This is a genomic window from Chitinophaga lutea (assembly GCF_003813775.1).
GTDB lineage: Bacteria > Bacteroidota > Bacteroidia > Chitinophagales > Chitinophagaceae > Chitinophaga > Chitinophaga lutea.
Map to the genome: position 1 here is coordinate 1,800,572 of NZ_RPDH01000001.1, position 19,122 is coordinate 1,819,693.

21 protein-coding genes are annotated in these 19,122 nt (G+C 51.7%); 11 read left to right on the forward strand and 10 right to left on the reverse strand.

Annotation, left to right across the window (positions count from 1 at the left end):
• Positions 1-71 precede the first annotated feature (71 nt).
• Positions 72-1,112: a tryptophan 2,3-dioxygenase family protein gene (locus tag EGT74_RS07140; RefSeq protein WP_123845830.1), complete on the forward strand. Its 1,041-nt coding sequence runs from the start codon at positions 72-74 to the stop codon at positions 1,110-1,112.
• A gap of 81 nt (positions 1,113-1,193) precedes the next feature.
• Here EGT74_RS07140 and EGT74_RS07145 read toward each other — a convergent pair whose 3' ends face one another.
• On the reverse strand, positions 1,194-1,661 hold the full coding sequence (locus EGT74_RS07145) for an Lrp/AsnC ligand binding domain-containing protein (protein ID WP_119077464.1): 468 nt from the start codon (positions 1,659-1,661) through the stop codon (positions 1,194-1,196).
• A gap of 991 nt (positions 1,662-2,652) precedes the next feature.
• On the opposite strand from EGT74_RS07145, the gene trmB reads away from it, so the two are divergent.
• The 7 genes from trmB (at position 2,653) to EGT74_RS07180 (ending at position 7,760) form a co-directional block, all read left to right on the forward strand.
• Positions 2,653-3,363: a tRNA (guanosine(46)-N7)-methyltransferase TrmB gene (trmB, locus tag EGT74_RS07150; RefSeq protein ID WP_123845831.1), complete on the forward strand. Its 711-nt coding sequence runs from the start codon at positions 2,653-2,655 to the stop codon at positions 3,361-3,363.
• Complete coding sequence (locus EGT74_RS07155; RefSeq protein WP_123845832.1) at positions 3,335-3,529, forward strand: DUF5522 domain-containing protein; 195 nt, start codon at positions 3,335-3,337, stop codon at positions 3,527-3,529. The genes trmB and EGT74_RS07155 overlap by 29 nt, the downstream gene beginning before the upstream one ends.
• Complete coding sequence (locus EGT74_RS07160; protein WP_123845833.1) at positions 3,465-4,106, forward strand: MGMT family protein; 642 nt, start codon at positions 3,465-3,467, stop codon at positions 4,104-4,106. Before EGT74_RS07155 ends, EGT74_RS07160 begins: the two co-directional genes overlap by 65 nt.
• A 47-nt stretch (positions 4,107-4,153) precedes the next feature.
• On the forward strand, positions 4,154-4,597 hold the full coding sequence (locus EGT74_RS07165; RefSeq protein ID WP_123845834.1) for an IPExxxVDY family protein: 444 nt from the start codon (positions 4,154-4,156) through the stop codon (positions 4,595-4,597).
• A gap of 70 nt (positions 4,598-4,667) precedes the next feature.
• Positions 4,668-4,907, forward strand: coding sequence for a 4a-hydroxytetrahydrobiopterin dehydratase (locus EGT74_RS07170; protein WP_123845835.1), 240 nt, complete (start codon positions 4,668-4,670; stop codon positions 4,905-4,907).
• The gene (locus EGT74_RS07175; RefSeq protein WP_158618045.1) at positions 4,894-6,984 is read left to right on the forward strand and encodes a histidine kinase; all 2,091 of its coding nucleotides are present in this window, start codon (positions 4,894-4,896) and stop codon (positions 6,982-6,984) included. Before EGT74_RS07170 ends, EGT74_RS07175 begins: the two co-directional genes overlap by 14 nt.
• 26 nt (positions 6,985-7,010) lie before the next feature.
• Complete coding sequence (locus EGT74_RS07180) at positions 7,011-7,760, forward strand: LytR/AlgR family response regulator transcription factor (RefSeq protein WP_123845837.1); 750 nt, start codon at positions 7,011-7,013, stop codon at positions 7,758-7,760.
• Here EGT74_RS07180 and chrA read toward each other — a convergent pair.
• Entirely contained in the window at positions 7,757-8,935 is a 1,179-nt protein-coding gene (gene chrA, locus EGT74_RS07185) for a chromate efflux transporter (protein WP_246008137.1), read from the reverse strand. The genes EGT74_RS07180 and chrA overlap by 4 nt on opposite strands.
• Positions 8,936-9,139: 204 nt before the next feature.
• Between chrA and EGT74_RS07190 the strand changes: the two genes are divergently transcribed.
• Positions 9,140-10,189 carry an alpha/beta hydrolase gene (locus tag EGT74_RS07190; protein ID WP_123845839.1) on the forward strand — a complete coding sequence of 350 codons (1,050 nt, stop codon included), beginning with the start codon at positions 9,140-9,142 and terminating at the stop codon, positions 10,187-10,189.
• Positions 10,190-10,221: 32 nt separating this feature from the next.
• Here the strand turns inward: EGT74_RS07190 and EGT74_RS07195 are convergent, their stop codons facing one another.
• The 4 genes from EGT74_RS07195 to asnS form a co-directional block, all read right to left on the reverse strand.
• Positions 10,222-11,178 carry an isopenicillin N synthase family dioxygenase gene (locus EGT74_RS07195; protein ID WP_123845840.1) on the reverse strand — a complete coding sequence of 319 codons (957 nt, stop codon included), beginning with the start codon at positions 11,176-11,178 and terminating at the stop codon, positions 10,222-10,224.
• 131 nt (positions 11,179-11,309) lie between these two features.
• Positions 11,310-11,699 (reverse strand): ExbD/TolR family protein, encoded by a 390-nt coding sequence (locus EGT74_RS07200; RefSeq protein ID WP_123845841.1) that lies wholly within the window; start codon positions 11,697-11,699, stop codon positions 11,310-11,312.
• Complete coding sequence (locus EGT74_RS07205; RefSeq protein ID WP_123845842.1) at positions 11,690-11,857, reverse strand: ExbD/TolR family protein; 168 nt, start codon at positions 11,855-11,857, stop codon at positions 11,690-11,692. Before EGT74_RS07205 ends, EGT74_RS07200 begins: the two co-directional genes overlap by 10 nt.
• A 267-nt stretch (positions 11,858-12,124) precedes the next feature.
• Entirely contained in the window at positions 12,125-13,561 is a 1,437-nt protein-coding gene (gene asnS / locus EGT74_RS07210) for an asparagine--tRNA ligase (RefSeq protein WP_123845843.1), read from the reverse strand.
• Positions 13,562-13,939: 378 nt separating this feature from the next.
• Between asnS and rho the strand changes: the two genes are divergently transcribed.
• The gene (rho, locus tag EGT74_RS07215; RefSeq protein WP_123846842.1) at positions 13,940-15,616 is read left to right on the forward strand and encodes a transcription termination factor Rho; all 1,677 of its coding nucleotides are present in this window, start codon (positions 13,940-13,942) and stop codon (positions 15,614-15,616) included.
• 99 nt (positions 15,617-15,715) lie between these two features.
• A complete protein-coding gene (locus tag EGT74_RS26865; RefSeq protein WP_158618046.1) occupies positions 15,716-15,928 on the forward strand; it encodes a hypothetical protein in 213 nt (70 codons plus the stop codon).
• Here EGT74_RS26865 and EGT74_RS26870 read toward each other — a convergent pair.
• The 4 genes from EGT74_RS26870 to EGT74_RS07235 all read right to left on the reverse strand — a co-directional run bounded on the left by EGT74_RS26870 (position 15,925) and on the right by EGT74_RS07235 (position 18,994).
• A complete protein-coding gene (locus EGT74_RS26870) occupies positions 15,925-16,101 on the reverse strand; it encodes a hypothetical protein (RefSeq protein WP_158618047.1) in 177 nt (58 codons plus the stop codon). The genes EGT74_RS26865 and EGT74_RS26870 overlap by 4 nt on opposite strands.
• A gap of 226 nt (positions 16,102-16,327) precedes the next feature.
• Complete coding sequence (locus tag EGT74_RS07225; protein ID WP_123845844.1) at positions 16,328-16,942, reverse strand: outer membrane beta-barrel protein; 615 nt, start codon at positions 16,940-16,942, stop codon at positions 16,328-16,330.
• Between the two features lie 107 nt (positions 16,943-17,049).
• The gene (locus EGT74_RS07230) at positions 17,050-17,631 is read right to left on the reverse strand and encodes a TetR/AcrR family transcriptional regulator (protein WP_158618048.1); all 582 of its coding nucleotides are present in this window, start codon (positions 17,629-17,631) and stop codon (positions 17,050-17,052) included.
• Between the two features lie 388 nt (positions 17,632-18,019).
• On the reverse strand, positions 18,020-18,994 hold the full coding sequence (locus EGT74_RS07235) for a deoxyhypusine synthase family protein (RefSeq protein WP_123845846.1): 975 nt from the start codon (positions 18,992-18,994) through the stop codon (positions 18,020-18,022).
• Between the last annotated feature and the right edge of the window lie 128 nt (positions 18,995-19,122).

The following is a 19,122-nucleotide window of genomic DNA, read 5'->3' on the forward strand; positions in this document are numbered from 1 at the left end:
CAAAAGCCCCACCTGAGGAGCTTCCGCTTACCCGGAACAACCTTTTATTTCCCCAGTTTAAACACTTTCAGATGAATACCAACGTGCAATACGGTGAATACCTGCAATTAGATAAAATACTCAACGCCCAGCATCCCGAAAGCGACAAACATCAGCAGCCCGCGCATGATGAGATGCTTTTCATCGTGATACACCAGGCTTACGAGCTCTGGTTCAAACAGCTGCTGTACGAAACCGAATCGGTGGCGGACATTCTCAAAAAACCGGTGAACGACAATTCGCCGGAACTGCAAACCATCGTGCACCGCCTCTCCAGGATGGTGACGATCCAGAAACTGCTCGTGCAGCAGATCGACGTGATGGAAACGATGACGCCGATGGATTTTCTCGACTTCCGCGATATGCTGCGGCCCGCGTCGGGTTTCCAGAGCTGGCAGTTCAAAGTACTGGAAGCAAGGCTGGGCCTGCAATACGGCCAGCGGTTCGGGCAGGAATATTATATTTCGCAGCTCACGCAGGATAAAATCGACATCATCCGCCGCGCCGAACAGGAGAAGTCGATGTTGATGCTAGTGAACGACTGGCTGGAACGGATGCCGTTTTTTGAGGAGGCCGCGAACTGGGAAGATTACCAGCCGGTATCGGGCGCGGAGCCCCCGGTGGGAGGCCATGTGTTCTGGAACGATTACCGGCAGATCTACCGGCAAAGTCTCGCCGAAGCCGAGCAAAACAACCTGGCGCAGTTCGACGCCGTGTTTTCGGATGAAGCGGCGGCCAGCGGCGGGCTATCGCCCAAAGCATGCAGGGCGGCGCTGTTCATCATGCTGTACAGAGGTTACCCCCTGTTGCAGCTGCCTTTCCAGCTGCTGAACGGTTTGCTTGAAATAGACGAGCAACTGAGCACCTGGCGCTACCGGCACATGAGCATGGTGCACCGGATGATCGGTTCACGCATCGGCACAGGCGGGAGCACCGGGCGCGATTACCTGAAAGGCGCGCTCGACAAACATTATATATTCGCCGGCGTAGCGAGGCTCACCAGCTTTTTAATTGAACGGAGAAAACTGCCGGCGCTGAGCACGGCAATGGGCAGAAGACTGGGCTTTACCTGATACGGGTTAAACAGCAAAAAGGGTGACGGCTGCCGCCATCCTTTTTGCTTTTTTTGCGTCGTCAAACCGCAGGAAGCCGGCTTATTCCACTACGTTGATCGTGCGGGTGAAGCTTTCTTCCAGGGAAATAAATGTTTCGGTGCGTTCAATCCCTTTGATTTTCTGAAGCTCGTCGTGCAGTACGCGGCGCAGGGATGAAATGTCTTTACAGATAATCTCGGCAAACATGCTCCAGCCACCGGTAGTGTAATTCAGCCGGACAATCTCAGGCATTTTGCGCAGTTCCTTGGCTACCGCATCGTACATGGAGCTTTTTTCGAGGAAAATCCCGATAAAAGCGATCACATCGTAGCCAATCATTTTTAAATCTACGTGTAATCTTGTACCTTTAACAATACCAAGCTCCTGTAGCTTTTTCATACGTACGTGGATAGTACCCCCTGAAACGAAGAGTTTCTTCCCCAGGTCTGCGTATGAGATTTCTGCGTTAGACATCATCTCGCTGATGATCTGGAGGTCCAGTTTGTCAATATTCAAATTGTGGCTCATTTTGACAAATTGTTTTTGAATGTTTTAAACTTACATGCAAATATTTAAAAAATATCGAAATTTCCAAAATTCTTCTTAAAATATTTGCAAAAAATACCCCCTCTCTTTAGATTTGCATCATAATCGTTGACAAACAAGCCGTCCCTGTAAGCCGGCAAACGCTTGAAAGAAGCAGTTTCCGACAGGACCGCTCCAACTTTGTGGGGTGATGGAATTGGCAGACATGCCCTCTCGTCTCGGGGGTGAGGACAACGGGATAAACGTAGCGTAATGGGTTGACCACTAATCTTCTTTGTGCTATGGCTAACTGCCTCGTGTAGGTTCGAATCCTACTCCTACAGCTTTCAAAAGGCTGACCGCTTTAAATGGTCAGCCTTTTTTGTTTGAGCCCCTTTCGTAGACATGCAGCTCCTAAAACCCTTCGGGGCTACCGCCAGATTTTAGGATGGGTCACCCCATTAAGGCCTGCCCAGGATAACGACAGATTTTCAACTATATACCGCAACCACCGGGTTCTGATTTTGGAGGTCAACAAGCACATTACTCATAAAATATTGATTTTCAGCCCTCCAGACCAGACGCAACAAATTTCATTGCCCAAGCCGTTGCGACCTCATTCCTCTAAAACATTGTTTTCCATTCACTTACATGAATCCCGATAAATTCAACCGGCTGAAACCCGCCATCCTCCTGCGATCCTTCGCTCATCCTCCTGTGATCCTCCTGTCAAACACCTTCAAATCGGCCAGGGTCGCGAACAGCACAGGAGAATCACAGGAGGATCACAGGACAACCACAGGTGGATCGCAGAAGGATGACAGGAGGATGCGGCATCTTTCCGCTGATAAATTGGGGCCCGGATGGGAAGCCAGGCTGTCCTGATAGAAGTTGAGCCCGGATCTGCCGTCAACCTGAGGCAAACGCGGTTTTCCCCTCCCCAAAACGCTTTTTTGACTGCCGGCCCGCAACAATTTTATAATTTTGCCCCCTCATGGGACAAAAGAAATTACAACGGTTCGCAGAGATCGAGACCTTTCCGAATGTGCTGATTTACCCGCAGAACATGCAGGGCGCCTGGGCGAAGCACTTTGACAACAACAACCCGCTGACCCTGGAGCTGGCCTGCGGGAAGGGGGATTACACCCTCGGCCTGGCCCGCCGCTACCCGGCCGGCAACTTCCTGGGGGTAGACCTCAAAGGAAACCGCATCTGGCGCGGCGCCAAAACGGCGCTCAACGAAAAGCTCGCCAACGTGGCCTTCCTGCGCACGCAGATCGAACAACTGACGGATTATTTTGCCCCACAGGAAGTGACCGATATCTGGATCACCTTCCCGGACCCCTTCCTCCGGCAGTCGAAAGCCCGCAAGCGCCTCACCCACCCGAGGTTCCTCGCGCTGTACCAGCAGGTGCTCAAACCCGGCGGCACCATTAACCTGAAAACGGATTCCGCCGAACTGTACCATTTCACCCAACAGGTGGTAGCGGCTGTGGGCTGCCCCGTACTGGAAGATATCCCGGACGTATACGCCCTCGACCCCGTGCCGGAGCTGCTCCGTATACAAACGTATTACGAAGGCATGCACCTGGCCGACGGCAGAACCATCCGCTTCCTTAAATTTACATTGCCGGCCGAGCCGATCGACTGGCGGGCATTCAAACTGGAACTGGAAGATGAAGAAGCCGCTGGAGGAGAACATTGATTTTTATTACAACGAGCAGGGATATGTAGTGCTCACGGAGAAATATCACCGGGAGCGGGGTTATTGCTGCGGGAACGGTTGCCTGCACTGTCCTTTTGATTATGAAAAAGTACCCGAAGATAAAAAAAGCCGCCTCCTCGCCGCCCGCCAGCAGCGGGGCGCCTAACTTCATGCACACGGTGTATGCCATCGTACGTAAAATCCCCAAAGGACGCGCGACCAGTTACGGCGCCATCGCCGAAGCATCGGGCATACGCCTTACCGCGCGGATGGTGGGCTGGGCCATGAATGCCGCCGGCCGCGCCAAACCGCCGGTGCCCGCCCACAGGGTGGTCAACAGCAAAGGCGAGCTTTCCGGCAGGAATTTTTTCGCCACCCCCACCCTTATGCAGGAGCTCCTGGAACAGGAAGGCGTCAAAGTCAAAAACGATAAAATAGAAAACTGGGATACGATTTTCTGGGACCCGGCCGGGAAACCGAAAGCCGCATCCCTGCCGGAAAGAAAGGAGAAGACCCCGGCTATAAAGAGCAACACTGCCGCGCAAACGGCGCGCACAGGTAAAAAAACAAAACCGGCGGCAGCAAAAGGCCCGGCCGCAAAAAAAGCCGCAAAGCCGGCCGCGAAGGCCACTTCAACAAAACCCGCTCCGAAAAAAGCATCGGCAAAAAAACGCTCCGCCGCCCAAACGGCCAAAAGCACCAACAAACGCGCTGCGGACCCCAAATCCAAAAAAGAAAAATAGATGCCGCATAGTTTAAATACCTTTACGCAAGCATTTTTCTTTCTGATATGTCCGTATTAAAACTCAAGCTGGATCAGGAACAACTGGTGGAAGATTTTTTCGAAGACACCTGGTTGGCCGGAATCATCTCGCAGGCAAAGGATTACCAGCTCTGCTGGCAGATCAACAAACAACTGGGGTACGATTTCAGGGTCAACAATTCGCTCGAAATCAATCTCACCAAAAACCGCCGCGCTTTTTATTTTACGGTGTTCGAATACCAGGAGCTGACAAAATCCGCCGCGCATTACCTGTACAACAATCATTGCAAGGCAGAATTCCTGCTGCCGGAGCTGAAACACGTAGACTATATCTGGCTCATCAAAGGCAATTACTACCAGGACGCGGACGTTAAGAATCTGATCGAGCAATGCAGAAAAGCAGAGTTGGTACAGCTGGTATCCTTACTGGACATGAAAGATATCCGGAATAAGATCAACTTAATATTTTAAGCCATCGTTTAACTTGTGGACGTAACCCCGGAGCACCGCTTTCGTTATGTTCCCCTCAAATTAATTGTATATGTGGCAGGAAAAAGATCATCAACTTTACCGGGCTTTCCGATTTAGCGATTTTAAGGAAGCTTTTGCTTTCATGACAAAAGTGGCGCTGGTAGCGGAAAAAATGGATCATCATCCCACCTGGACCAATACCTACAATCAGGTCGACATCCATCTTTCCACCCATAGCGCAGGCAATGTGGTAACAGCAAAAGATCATGCCCTGGCCCAGGCGATCGACAAATTGTATGAACCTTCTTAACAACCGGAGCCTTGTGAACCGTCTCGTTTTTACATGCCTGTTGTTTTGTTGCGCCCTGCACCATTCCGTCAATGCAGTTGCACAGGATACCCTGGCCATCGACTTCAATGCGCCGGTATGCGGGCCCGACCTGCGCGCGCACGTGCAGGTATTCCGCGGTTCCCCCGACATCGAAACACCCGCGGGCATTCCCGCCGAGGCATTCCAATACGACACCTCCGTTTTTCATTCCCGTAAAAAAGCGCTGACTTCCGTTAACGACCTGTGGCTGCGGCTCAACATCCGTAACACCGGCGACAAAACCCGCACGCTCTATTTTTTTACTGGCTGGCATGAACAGCTCACCTGGTTCCCGCCCGCACCCCATCAGCCCGTAGCAACCGGCCTGATGATCGACCGGCGGGGCGTGCAGCGCTGGGACCGCTCCGCTTTTCCCGTTCAGCTCGGGCCCGGGCAGGCAGGCACTTTTTACCTGCATATAGTGAACAACTTTTACCGCGAAAACAATTTCATGCCCGTGCTGTTCGACGAGGTGGGCTACGCCGAATTCCGCCAGCAGCAGACGGACGGCTATAAAAGAGAAGTGTTGGTGATACAGGTGCTGATCGGCATGCTGCTCGTACTGCTCAGCATCACCATCATCAATTACATCCAGCTGCCGGACCGTTCTTCGTTGTATTTCGCGGCATACCTGCTGGGGCTGATCGTCTATTTCACGCTGCGGCTCGAAACGAAACCTTACCAGCTGTCGTTTTTCCACTTCTGCCCGATGTTCAAATATTACTGGGACACGCCGGCCATGATGTTCTGTTTTTACCTCATGTACATGCTGTTCGGCAACGTATTCCTCAGCCTCCGGGAGCGCTACCCGCTGATGGAAAAGATCTACCGTTACGGCGCCATGGCCACCGCCGCGCTGATCGTGGTCAGCATCACGCTCATCGCGCTGGGCAACTACCAGGTGCCCGCCCTGATATACACCTGGATGTATTACATCACCCTGGTGCCGCTGGGCATTTCTTTCATCGCCATGGCCCGCCGTTCGCGCCACCATCCGCTTATCCGGTTTTTCCTCTTCGGCTCCATCTGCCTGTACGTACTGTCTATATACGCCTTCATCACCAACACCGAACCCGTGTCCTTTACGCCGCTGCCGGAACTGGTGGCGCCCTATAACATCCTCGTGCTGGGCGTTTTGCTGCATGTGCTGTTTTTTGCCGCCGGGCTGAGTTACCGCAACAAACTCGTGCACCAGGAAAAAACGAAAACGCAGGAGATGCTCATCAAACAGCTCAACAAGAACAAGGACCTCCAGCGCAAGCTCAACGTGCAGCTGGAGGAGCTGGTGAAGGAACAGACCACGGAAATCCTGCGCAAGAAAATGGAGCTGGAAGAACAGCGCAAACTGCAGCTCGACATCGAATACAGTAAAAAACTGGCGGAAATAGAGCTCAAGGCGATACGGGCGCAGATCAACCCGCACTTTATTTTCAACTGCCTCAATTCCATCCAGCTGTTCGTGATGCAGCGCGATTTCGAGCATGCGCAGAAATACCTCTCGGATTTTTCTTATCTCATCCGCAAAACCCTCGACTTTTCACGGCGGAATTTTATTTCGCTGGCCGACGAAATTACTTATTTAAATACCTATCTTGGATTAGAGAAAATGCGGTTTGAGCACAAGATGAGCTATGAGATCACGGTAGACCCGGTCATCGCCACCGCAGAGCTCGAAGTGCCCGCCATGCTGCTGCAGCCTTACGTGGAGAATGCCGTAAAACACGGCATGAATAATGATGACAGGGCCTGCGGTTTGCTGACGATCATTTTCAGGATGACGGCCCCCGATATGCTCGAATGTGTGATTGAAGACAACGGCATCGGCATCGAACGCTCCAAAGCCCTGCGTACCCTGCCCTCGCACCACCAGTCGTCCGGCATGGAGATCAGCCTCAACAGGGCGGAATTGCTTAACAAAATGTATAACACGGATATCCAGATAGAAATCATCGATAAATCAGGAAAACAGGCCAGTGATAGCGGAACCATTATCAAAATACTCATACCCCAGTTATAGTGGCCTGCAACAATTTTTAAACGCTTATGATCCGCGCAGTAATTATAGACGACGAAAGGAACAGCAGGGACATCATTTCCCTGATGCTGGGCAAGTACTGCCCTGAAATTGAAGCAGTGGGCATGGCCGCCAATTGCCGCGAGGGGATAGAACAAATCCGCATGCACCAGCCACAGTTGGTGTTCCTCGATCTTGAAATGCCCGATGGCACCGGTTTCGATGTGCTCGCCGGCGCTTACGACGCTTCCTTCGAGGCCATTTTCGTAACGGCTTTCGAAAAACGTTTCCTGCATACCATCCGCCTGAGCGAAGTGGAGCTCATCCTTAAACCGATCGACAAAGAAAGCCTGCTGCAGGCCGTAGGCACGGTAGTGCAGCGCATCGGCCAGGAACGGCAGCACGACCGGTACGAGGTGCTCCTCCGCAACTTCGGCAAACCAGCCGGGGAAGTACGCCAGCTGGTATTGCCCGGCACCGGCGGCAGCGAAGAGATCGTGGCAGTGGCCGATATTCTTTATCTCGAAGGGCAGGCCGACAAAACGGTGTTTTACCTCGCAGATGGCCGCGTGTTGCCTTCCACGCGCAACTTCCGGTATTATACGGAACTGTTCGCCCAGATGCGTTTCTACCAGATCAACAACACCCACATGGTGCAGATAGCGCAAATACAGCGGATAGACCAGCAGGCGTACAAATTATACCTGCCCAACGACCTGAGCCTCGATATCACCGAGCGCAGGATGCGGGAACTGCACAGCCTCTGGAAGCAGCATTAGGCCCCCTTCAGCAGCCAGCCCGCCAGGATGCAGGCAATAACGATCACGGGAGACGGCAGTCGGGTAAAACACAAAATGGCGAGCGTGCCGGCCATGATGAGGAGGTTATACCAGGTCAGGCTGATGGAAAGGAAGAGGAAAAAAGTAGCGGCCCACATAATGCCCACCACCACGGCGTTGATCCCCTCCAGCGCCCGGTAGATCATCACATGTTTTTTAAGGTTGTTCCAGATCGGGAAAAAGAATAATACCAGCAGCAGGCTTGGCAGGAAGATGGCCACCGGCGCCAGGATGCAGCCCAGAAACTGCGCGCCCGTACCGAGGTTGCGCATCACCATCCCCCCCACATAGGCGGACACCGAAAAGGTAGGGCCCGGCATGGCGCGCATGATACCGGCGCCTGTCAGCAATTCTTCCGACGTCATGAAGGTAGACTTGGCCCGGAACACATACTGCTCCAGCATCATCGCGATAAGAATATCCCCGCCGCCGAACACGAGGCTGCCGAAACGGTAAAAGTTTTCGAAGAGGTTGAAGGGACGCCGTGTGATCCAGTTATTGGCGCGCGCCATTTCGGAGAAAAAACCGGCGAGGATAAAGATGAGCGCAAACAACCAGAGGTTGCCCCACTGTATCTTTTTGGGTTTCTCCGCGATATCGGGAATACGTTTGTTGCTGAAGTTGGAAATAATGCCCCCGAGGATGATGAGGGCGGGAAAGGTCCATGGTGATTTCAGGAAATAACTGGCCAGCATCGCCACCAGCATGATGATGAACGTGGCCATGCTGCGGATGCTGATCTGGTAAGCCTTGATGCCTCCATAAGCCAGGAAACCCACGGCCATCGGCTGCACGTACTTGAAAATGTCTACCTGCAGGGCGCGCTTATCGAAATACTGCAATAAAAAACTGAGAGAGCCCATGAGCAGGCAAGCCGGGGTTATCCAGATCAGGAGGGTCGCCACGGCCAGCATCACCCCGCCGCGTTTGTACCCGATCAGGGTGAGCGTCTGGGACGAAGAGGCCCCCGGCAGCAACTGGCAGAAGGCGTTGTATTCCATCAGTTCCTGTTCCGTTACGTCTTTTCGCTGCTGCACAAAGGTTTTCATCATCATCGCCAGATGCCCTTGCGGGCCGCCGAATGCGGTGAGGCTATGCAACAAAACTGCCTTCAAAAAAGAAATGTGACGTAAAAACACTATAGGTTTTGGATAAAGCTGCCCAATTTCCAGTAAAATACTGAATTTTTCAAATTCCACCCTACCCATTGTTTTTCAAGGGCTTGCAGGAGGGCATGGAACTTGTACTGAAAACAGGTGAAAGCACGAAACAAATGCCTTCGTTTAGGCGTTAAAGAAAAACAGCTCAATCGAATCTATATGAAGCGATTTTTGTTGGCAACCCTTCTCGTTGCCAGTATCGTAACAGCCCGGGCACAGTCGGCCGCATACAATAGCAATGAGCATTGGGAGCAATTCCACCTACAACCCCAAACCCTTCTGCCGCAGGTTACAAGCGATACCTGCCTCGTTTTCGTGAGCAACCGGTACATTCACCCGGACAGTCTTCGTTTTGCGGACGAGTACCTCGACACCGCTTCCCTCAAATATTTTTTCCTGGCCAAAGCCGGCGGCAAATGGCAGGTATTCCAGGCCGCCTCGCTGGCAGATGCCATGGAGCACATGCCCCGCGGGAAAGACATCGTAGTGTATGCGGAAGGGATGGGCAAGGTTTTCCCGGCCAATGTGGCCCGCGCCAAACTGATGGCCACACAATACAATGTGAACGTGATCATGTTCGATTACGCCAGCATCAATAATAGCTACAAACCCTCCAGGAATTTCAAATTCGCCCGTCATAACGCAAAGATGTCTGCACGGCAATACTTCGCCCTGATGAGAGAGCTGCAGCAGGCCCGGGAAGCGCGCGCCCCGTGGATAGACGGTGCAAGGCTCACCACATTTTACCACAGTATGGGTAATATTATTCTCGAAGAAATGGTACGGCAACTCGACATTGGAACCCTCAACGGCCAGCCCTTTATCGACAACCTGGTGATCAACGCCGCCTGCGTGCCGGTGAAGCGGCACGCGGAATGGGTGGAGCGCATCGGGTTCGCCCGGCAGGTATATGTTCATTATAACCGTACCGACCTTCAACTGAAAGGCGCGCACCTGCTGATGATGAAAAGGCAACTGGGCGAAAAAGTGAAACCCCGCGCCCGGGCGGGGAATGCCGTGTATGTGAACTTCCACAGCATGGTGGGCTGGCAGCATAGTTATTTCATGAATTTCCCCAACAACGAATTCAGGCTCAACCCGGCCATGGTGGCCTACTTCTCCAGGATCTTCAATGGCCAGGAGGTTTCTTCCAACGAAGCCATCAGCCTGCTCGATACGGGCAAAGAAAGCAGCACTTCACGCTTATAAAAAAACCGGGCGTTAACCCGGCTTTTTTGTGATTATTTTTTCAGGCCGATCTCCCGCAGGCGCTCGTCGAGGTACTCGCCGGCAGTGATGGGCGGGTAGGCGGCGGGGTGTGCCGCGTCTATGGTCGACGGCAGGCAGGTGAGGTCCATGTCCGATTTGGGATGCAGGAAAAAGGGGATGCTGAACCGGGAAGTGTTCCACATTTCCCGTGGCGGGTTTACCACGCGGTGGGTAGTGGATTTTAATTTGTTGTTGGTCAGCCGCTGCAGCATATCGCCCACGTTCACCACAATCTGGTCGGGCAGCGATGTTACCGGCACCCAGTTATCCTGTTTGTCGAGCACCTGCAAACCGTCTGCAGAAGCGCCTACCAGCAGGGTGATCAGGTTGATGTCTTCGTGCTGTTCGGCGCGGATGGCGCTTTTCGGCTCCTGCGTAATGGGCGGGTAATGAATGGCCCGCAGAATGGAATTGCCGTTATGGATCTTGTCGTCGAAATAATGTTCGTCGAGGCCGAGGTACAATGCGATGGCCTGCAGCAGCGCCCGGCCTGATTTTTCGAAACCGCGGTAGGCTTCGAACAGGGTGGGCGTGAAAGCAGGCACTTCTTTCACCTGCACATTATCCGGGTATTCGGATTTCACGGGGTCGTTATCTTCCACGGTTTGCCCGAACTGGAAAAACTCTTTCAGATCGGGGGCATCAAAGCCCTTGGCGTGTTCCTTACCGAAAGAGGTATAACCGCGCTGGCCGGCCAGGGCAGGGATTTCATACGATCTTTTGGTTTCGGAAGGCAACTGAAAGAACTCCTGCACATATTTGTACAGGTCGGCAATTACATTGTCCGGTATGCCGTGGTTTTTTACGGCCACAAAACCTACTTCTTCGTAAGCTTTTCCGAGTTTCTGCACAAATACCGATTTACGTGCGGAGTCGCCGGAAGTGAATTCCGCCAGGTCAACGGAAGGAATGGAATTAACGGTAGCCATATGTTTTGTTTTGGAATACTAAAGGTAAGGGAAAATCGCCTGAGTATTCCGGTCCGTTCTTCCAACAATTCCGGTCTCCGGGTGTTATACGCGCGGGCATGGCAGGCCCGGCTCATTTCTTCGCGGATAACTCATCTCGATATTCCTTCCTGTTCTTCCAGCAGCGCCATTTCTTCGGCCGTAATGTCCACCAGCGCATAGCGGGCCACCCGGTTGATCTTCATTTCGTCGAGCGCATCCACCACGCTGCGGTAAGGCGCACTGTCGGCCGCCTTGATCATCACTACCAGCGCATCCGCATCACCGGCGGACTGCGCCACCTTCTGCTGTTTGGCGCGTATCACATTGCCGATGCCGTCGTTCAGGGAAAAGCTGCTCGCATACAATACGGGCGGGTGCTGCGGATCCTGCCCCTGTCCGTCGTACCACGATACGCTGTTGTTGCCGTGAATGAGCAGGGTGAGCGCCTTGCTGTCGCCCACAGGCGTGGGAGGTCCGTCGGCCGGCATGATCAGGGCCATGGCGCCGGTTTGGTGAGCACAGTGGTAAGCATAAAAAAGGTGATGAGCAAAAAACCAAGGTCTACCATGGGTGTCATGTCCACGCGGGTAGACAGTTTTTTGCTGCGCCTGCCGCCGCGCTGGCGGCCGGTTTCGTGGGAGGAATTCATTTCTGCCATAGATCAGGTTTTAAGGTAAAAAACGGGCAGCGGGCACAAACACCCGCTGCCGTGGGATAACACACACTTTGCATTGTTTGCTCTGTTAGGAGATTCATAAAAAAAGAAATTCCATAAGGGAGGAAGAAAGATTGACTGTGCCCGGCACAACACGGTATTTGAGCGTTTGGGGCCAACGTTATGGAGGGGCCCGGGACGGCTGGGGCCAATAGAAGAAGGCTGCTCCTTTTACAGGAACAGCCTTCGTATAGTGAATACAGTTATAAACTAAAACTCTGCGTTCTTCGGTGTGCGGGGGAAAGGAATCACGTCGCGGATATTGCCCATACCGGTTACGAACAGTACGAGGCGCTCGAAGCCGAGCCCGAAACCTGCGTGCGGCACGGTACCGAAGCGACGCGTGTCGAGGTACCAATAGAGCTCTTCCACGGGGATGTGCAGCTCGTTCATGCGGCGCACCAGTTTGTCGTAGTTCTCTTCCCTTTGCGAACCGCCTACGATTTCGCCGATACCGGGGAACAGGATGTCCATCGCGCGCACCGTTTTACCGTCGTCGTTCTGTTTCATGTAGAACGATTTGATGGCGGCCGGGTAGTCGGTCAGGATCACCGGTTTTTTGAAGTGTTTCTCCACGAGGTAACGCTCGTGCTCACTTTGCAGATCGGTGCCCCATTCTTCCACCAGGTACTGGAACTTCTTGTTCTTGTTGGGTTTGCTGTTCTTCAGAATGTCGATCGCTTCGGTGTAAGTGATGCGCACGAATTCGTTGTTGAGCACAAACTCCAGCTTTTCGATCAGCCCCATTTCGCTGCGTTCGGCCTGGGGTTTGTTTTTTTCTTCTTCCACGAGGCGTTGCGCCAGGAAGTCGAGGTCTTCGCGGTTGTTATCGAGCGCATACCGGATAACGTATTTGATGAATTCCTCGGCCAGGTCCATATTGTCTTTCAGGTCATAAAAAGCCATCTCCGGCTCGATCATCCAGAACTCCGCGAGGTGACGGGCGGTGTTGGAGTTTTCCGCCCGGAAAGTGGGGCCGAAGGTGTAGATGTCGCCGAAAGCCATCGCGCCGAGCTCGCCTTCGAGCTGGCCGGACACGGTGAGGTTGGTGGAACGGCCGAAAAAGTCTTCTTTAAAATCGATGTCGCCGTTTTCCGTGCGGGGCGGGTTCTTCAGGTCGAGCGTGGTGACACGGAACATTTCGCCGGCGCCTTCCGCGTCGGATGCCGTAATAACGGGCGTGTGCAGATACACGAATCCTTTTTCGTTGAAGAATTTATGCACGGCAAATGCCAGCGCATGGCGCAGGCGGAAGATAGCCCCAAAGGTGTTGGTGCGGAAGCGCAGGTGCGCGATTTCGCGGAGGAACTCCAGGCTTTGTTTTTGCGGCTGGATGGGATATGCTTCCGCATCACAGTCGCCCAGTATTTCCAGTTGTTTTGTTTTCAGTTCCACCTTCTGGCCCTTGCCCAGGGAGGGAATGATTTCGCCGGTAACGGCAATGGAAGCGCCGCGGGTGATGCGTTTGAACAGCGCAGGGTCGAGGTCCGCCTCATTCACCACCACCTGCAGGTTATTATTGGTAGAGCCGTCATTCAAAGCTATAAACTGGTTATTTCGGAAGGTGCGGATCCATCCTTTTACCGTTACTTCATAGTTTGTACTGTCGCTAAGCAAAATCTGCTTGATCTTTACTCTTTGGCTCATATCAATGATATTTTTTTTGAAATTGACTGCAAAAATAGACAAAACGCGCTAAAACTGGCCGGTAATTTGCATGTAAAAGGGGGTAATCGATGGGGTTCATGGACGGGTAAAACGGTCGATACCCCTGCTGGCAGATGATGTACAGGGATCAACATTTTTTTGGATATTATGAAAACTTGTTTTAATCTTGTACCCACAATCTGTCTGATTAAGTTCCATTTTGCCATCTTCATCAGCAGTCCTTAACTCAAGCGATCCCTATCAATTTAATGATCAAAGCTTTATTATTGACTCAAAACAATTATTTGTTAATTGGTGTATGTTGGTATGCAGTGGTACCCTCCTTACGACACTTCTAAAATTTGACAAACGCAGATGATGTACGACATCTTACAATTGAACGACATGCTCGTTCCCGAGCTGCTTGACATTGCAGAAAAACTGGACATTTCAAACCCAAAGAAACTCGACAAGCAAGCATTAATTTATAAAATACTAGATAAACAAGCCGTGATAGCATCAGAAGACCAGCAAGGTAACGGAGACGAAAAGAAATCAAGGAAGCGGAAACCGGTCTCGAAAAAAGAAGAAACACCGCCGCCCCCCTCAGAACCCACTCCCTCCGAAGAAAAACCTTCCGCAAAAAAAGGCAAAAAAGCCGCCACCAAAACATCCTCCAAACAAGAAGAAGAGACAGAAGCTCCCAAAAAACGCAAGCTCGACATTGATCTCGATATTCCTTCCCTCACATTCGACGACGACGACGACCTGGTGCTGCCAGCTCTTTCAGACGAAGAGGAAGAAGAAGAAATCGTGCTGCCGGAAGAAGAAGACCTGGAAGATGATTTTGTAACCGTGCAGGAGCCTGTACTGCAGCCTAAAGCCGCAGCTCCGGCCAATAAGTACCCGAGCAAAAAAGAACCTGTATTCAATATCGAGTTCGATGGTGTGATCGTCAGCGAAGGCGTACTGGAAATGATGCCCGACGGCTATGGTTTCCTCCGTTCTTCCGACTATAACTACCTGAGTTCTCCCGACGATATTTATGTGTCTCCTTCGCAGATCAAACTGTTCGGCCTCAAAACCGGCGATACCGTACGCGGCAGCGTACGCCCGCCGAAAGAAGGCGAGAAATACTTTGCCCTGCTGAAAGTGGAGACCATCAACGGCAAGAGCCCCGAAGAAGTGCGCGACCGCGTGCCTTTCGACTACCTCACGCCGCTGTTCCCCTTCGAAAAGCTGACCCTTACCACCACGTCCAATAACTACTCTACCCGTATTATGGACATGTTCACACCCATCGGTAAAGGACAGCGCGGCCTCATCGTAGCGCAGCCGAAAGTGGGTAAAACGATGCTGCTGAAGGAAGTAGCCAACGCCATCGCCACCAACCATCCGGAAATTTACCTGATGGTGGTGCTGATCGACGAACGCCCTGAAGAGGTGACCGATATGGAACGCAGCGTGAAAGCGGAAGTCATTGCTTCCACGTTCGACGAACCTGCGGAAAAACACGTAAAAGTATCTGCCATTGCGCTGCAGAAAGCAAAGCGCCTGGTGGAATGCGGCCACGATGTGGTAATCCTGCTCGACTCCATTACCCGTCTCGCCCGCGCCCACAACACCGTGGCGCCCGCATCCGGCAAGGTATTGAGCGGTGGTGTGGAAGCCAACGCCATGCAGAAGCCCAAGCAGTTTTTCGGCGCCGCCCGTAAAATCGAAAACGGCGGTTCCCTCACCATCCTGGCGACCGCCCTGATCGATACCGGCTCCAAAATGGACGAGGTGATCTTTGAAGAGTTCAAAGGTACCGGCAACATGGAACTGGCGCTCGACCGCAGACTGGCCAACCGCCGCATCTTCCCGGCTATCGACGTAACGGCGTCTTCTACCCGCCGCGACGATCTGCTGCTGGAAAAAGACATGCTGCAACGTATCTACATCCTCCGCAATCACCTGGCGGACATGAATACGGAAGAAACCATGAACTTCATGCTGCAACATATGAGAGGCACCCGCAACAACGAGGAGTTCCTCATTACCATGAACAGGTAAACTATCCCACGATACGAATAAAAAAAGGGCTGTTACGCGATGGTGTAACAGCCCTTTTGCTTTCGTTCAATGTGCCTGTGTTATCGATGCGGGTATGCTATGGTAAGATCTGTGATCTGCTGCGGTTCCGCGTCCGTCGGCCCATTCGGCGGCTTCGGAGGACTAGGCGGCCTCGGCGGTGCGCCAGGCGGTGTGGGCGGAGCAGGTGGCCTTGGCGGCAACTTCGGCGCCGCACAACCAATAGCCAGGAACAAAACAGCTATCGCTACGCCACATAACTTTTTCACATTTTTCATATCCAATCACTTTTAATGTTTCTTCCGCTGACCCGGAGCAAAAGGCTTGGCAGACTTGGTCCCGTATATCTTTTTTGCCTGCCCCGGCGGAATACGTTTGCCGGAAGCATCATGATAAACGGTACAACTGCCCAGCAAAATGCCGGAAGCCAGCATGAGTAACAAGTGTACCCGGTTCAATTTCATCATTAGGTTGTTTTATTCGGTCAATTAGATAATAGCTAAAACTCTGCCAAAATGGAAGGCCGTTATGATGCCCTCTTTTTCAATCAGTTAGACATGTATAAAACATGCCTGCTCCTTCCTGTAGCGATAATGCCCGTCATTTATGCCCCAATCCGGGTGCAAATATAGTTGTAAAAAAAAGTGCGCCGATGGCCGGCGCACTTTTTTGATTATTTCATTCCGCGTTCGATTAGAACAGGAAGCTAACGCCTACGTTGATTTCTTTAGTGAAAGTCAGGTCGAAGGAGTTGGTTTTAACCTTAGTTCCGGTGGGTTGCGGCTCGGTGCTGATGTTAGAGTAGTTCAGGCCCCCGAAAGAACCTTCCAGTACAAAACATTTGGTCACGAAGTAGCTGATACCGGGCAGCACGTTGGCTGAAATGGTATTGATTTTAGCAGTTTCGGTACCGTTGGTTTTGTTAGTTCTGAAACCATAACCTACGTTTGCTTCGCCGAAGAAAGCAAATTTGGATTCGCCCAGCTGGTGGTAGTTACGTACAAACACACCAGGCATGAATTCAGTGTGTTGTGTTTTTGTTTCCACAGTGCCTACTTTTTCTTTCTCAGTACCGAAATCAGTACCAACGAACACACCGATCATCCATTTGTCGCTCAGTGCGTAGCCAGCTTTAGGGCTGATACCGAAAGTGGTGTTGGTGATTTTGTTGTCGGAACCATCGGGTTTGGTGGTGCTGGTCGAAACATTCACGTTGCCGCCGAGCAGGAAATTACCTTTCTTCACCTGTGCTTTCGCAAACTGGGTGCCCATCAGGCCCAAAACGGCCATAACGATCATTTTTTTCATCTGTCGTACAATTTTAATTTAATATATCAATAAGTGATTCTGCTAACAATGCTCTACATACATTCGTTAAACGATTGGGGGAAGAAGAAGCTGGCTGATGATACGGGTTACCTCAATCCCTGGAAAAAGATGGTTAATACCGCCCTTTCCCGGTTCATGAATTCTTTAATATTATCTGAATCCTGAAGTTCAAAACCTGCGGCCTGCCATTTGCACCAGATCACCCACAAACCAAACAACACGTGCACCAACAAATCGGCCGTTTTTTCCGGGTCATGCCCCGCTGCTACTTCTCCAAGGTCTTTCCCCTTGCGAAGCCAGGCAGACAAAAAGCGAATCTCCGACTGGTGTACCAGATCCCCCACCTGCCTCATCAGGCTGCTGGGTTTGTCGCTCACCCACTCGTGGATGCCGAACAGAAAATGATAGTCCAGTAAAATCTGTTCTTTCACCGACAAATATTTCTCCATCACCTCTTTCACCGATACTGCGCTTTCCAGTGTTGCGCTTACTTCTGCAAAGCACTGTGACACAATCCTTTCAATCACTGCCACATATATCCTATCTTTGTCGGGAAAATAATAATACAAAGAGCCTTTCGAAATCTCCAGGTCCCGCGCTATTTCTTCCATGGTGGTCTTCGCCAGGCCAAAGCGCTTGAAACGCTTCAACGCAGCTTCCAGTATCACTTCCCTTTTTTGATCCTGTTCCGCCATCTCGGAATTGCAAAGAACCTTTTGACTTTTTGACTTTGCGGGTCAAATGTACGCCCTTTTTTGAAACAGCAAAAAGATTTTTATCCGCATTTATAAAGAACTACCAAAAGTGTAATGCATAACTCAATTGTAATGCAAACATAAAGAAATATTTAATAATTATATATGTAATTGGAAAAAGAATTGTTAAAACCGCGGGGATAGGGATTTAGACGGAAGCAGGTAGCGGGAAGCAGGGGGTTTTAATTTATCAAGCCGCAGAAAATAGTGGGTTCAGCAGGCATGCCGGGCGTAAAAAAGGACCGCTTGCGCGGTCCTTTCGGGAGTCTATATGTAATAATGCTATGATGCGGCGATATGCTTACCAGCCCAGCAGGTAAGCGAAAATCAGCGGCGCTACGATGGTGGCGTCTGATTCGATCACGAACTTCGGTGTATGGATATCCAGCTTGCCCCAGGTGATTTTTTCGTTGGGCACGGCGCCGGAGTAAGAGCCGTAAGAGGTGGTTGAGTCGGAGATCTGGCAGAAATAGCCCCAGAACGGCACGTCAGTCCATTCAAGGTCCTGGTACATCATCGGCACCACGCAGATCGGGAAATCGCCGGCAATGCCGCCGCCGATCTGGAAGAAGCCCACGCCTTTACCGCCTGAATTCTTGCGGTACCAGTCGCTCAGTTCCACCATATATTCGATACCGCTCTTCATGGTAGAAGCTTTCAGCTCACCCTTGATGCAATAGGAGGCAAAGATGTTGCCCATGGTGCTGTCTTCCCAGCCCGGCACCACGATGGGGATGTTTTTTTCGGCTGCGGCCAGCATCCAGCTGTTTTTGGGGTCGATCTCGTAATGTTCTTTCATTACCCCGCTCAGCAGCAGCTTGTACATATATTCGTGGGGAAAATAGCGTTCACCGGCGGCTTCGGCATCTTTCCAGATTTTGTAGATATGTTTCTGGATACGGCGGAAAGCCTCTTCTTCCGGTATGCAGGTATCGGTTACGCGGTTATAGCCGCCTTCCAGCAGCTCCCATTCGTCTTTCGGGCTCAGGTCCCGGTAATGGGGCACGCGTTTATAGTGGGTATGCGCCACCAGGTTCATGATATCTTCTTCCAGGTTAGCGCCTGTGCAGGAAATAATATCCACTTTACCGGCGCGGATCATTTCTGCGAAAGAGATACCCAGCTCGGCCGTACTCATTGCTCCGGCGAGGGTTACCATCATTTTACCACCTTCCAGCAAATGCGTTTCATAGCCTTTGGCTGCATCCACCAGTGCCGCAGCGTTGAAGTGGCGGTAATGGTGCTGGATAAACTGAGAAATCGGTCCTTTATTCATAACTATAAATGTTTCAAACGGCAAAGGTAAGATAATGGCGCATTAAATAGGGGGCAAAAAGAAAACCGTTCCGGAACAACCGGAACGGTTTATACTGATCTATAACTAAAACTAAAACCAGGTCGGCG

Coding starts and splice junctions, on each gene's coding strand:
- asnS (WP_123845843.1), bottom strand. CDS start 13,561: ATGAGCCAAAGAGTAAAGATCAAGCAGATTTTGCTTAGCGACAGTACA.
- EGT74_RS26870 (WP_158618047.1), bottom strand. CDS start 16,101: ATGATGAAATTGAACCGGGTACACTTGTTACTCATGCTGGCTTCCGGC.
- EGT74_RS07175 (WP_158618045.1), top strand. CDS start 4,894: ATGAACCTTCTTAACAACCGGAGCCTTGTGAACCGTCTCGTTTTTACA.
- EGT74_RS07180 (WP_123845837.1), top strand. CDS start 7,011: ATGATCCGCGCAGTAATTATAGACGACGAAAGGAACAGCAGGGACATC.
- EGT74_RS26865 (WP_158618046.1), top strand. CDS start 15,716: ATGGTAAGATCTGTGATCTGCTGCGGTTCCGCGTCCGTCGGCCCATTC.
- EGT74_RS07145 (WP_119077464.1), bottom strand. CDS start 1,661: ATGAGCCACAATTTGAATATTGACAAACTGGACCTCCAGATCATCAGC.
- EGT74_RS07225 (WP_123845844.1), bottom strand. CDS start 16,942: ATGAAAAAAATGATCGTTATGGCCGTTTTGGGCCTGATGGGCACCCAG.
- EGT74_RS07235 (WP_123845846.1), bottom strand. CDS start 18,994: ATGAATAAAGGACCGATTTCTCAGTTTATCCAGCACCATTACCGCCAC.
- EGT74_RS07205 (WP_123845842.1), bottom strand. CDS start 11,857: ATGGCAGAAATGAATTCCTCCCACGAAACCGGCCGCCAGCGCGGCGGC.
- EGT74_RS07200 (WP_123845841.1), bottom strand. CDS start 11,699: ATGGCCCTGATCATGCCGGCCGACGGACCTCCCACGCCTGTGGGCGAC.
- EGT74_RS07195 (WP_123845840.1), bottom strand. CDS start 11,178: ATGGCTACCGTTAATTCCATTCCTTCCGTTGACCTGGCGGAATTCACT.
- rho (WP_123846842.1), top strand. CDS start 13,940: ATGTACGACATCTTACAATTGAACGACATGCTCGTTCCCGAGCTGCTT.
- EGT74_RS07140 (WP_123845830.1), top strand. CDS start 72: ATGAATACCAACGTGCAATACGGTGAATACCTGCAATTAGATAAAATA.
- EGT74_RS07155 (WP_123845832.1), top strand. CDS start 3,335: ATGAAGAAGCCGCTGGAGGAGAACATTGATTTTTATTACAACGAGCAG.
- trmB (WP_123845831.1), top strand. CDS start 2,653: ATGGGACAAAAGAAATTACAACGGTTCGCAGAGATCGAGACCTTTCCG.
- EGT74_RS07160 (WP_123845833.1), top strand. CDS start 3,465: ATGAAAAAGTACCCGAAGATAAAAAAAGCCGCCTCCTCGCCGCCCGCC.
- EGT74_RS07165 (WP_123845834.1), top strand. CDS start 4,154: ATGTCCGTATTAAAACTCAAGCTGGATCAGGAACAACTGGTGGAAGAT.
- EGT74_RS07190 (WP_123845839.1), top strand. CDS start 9,140: ATGAAGCGATTTTTGTTGGCAACCCTTCTCGTTGCCAGTATCGTAACA.
- EGT74_RS07170 (WP_123845835.1), top strand. CDS start 4,668: ATGTGGCAGGAAAAAGATCATCAACTTTACCGGGCTTTCCGATTTAGC.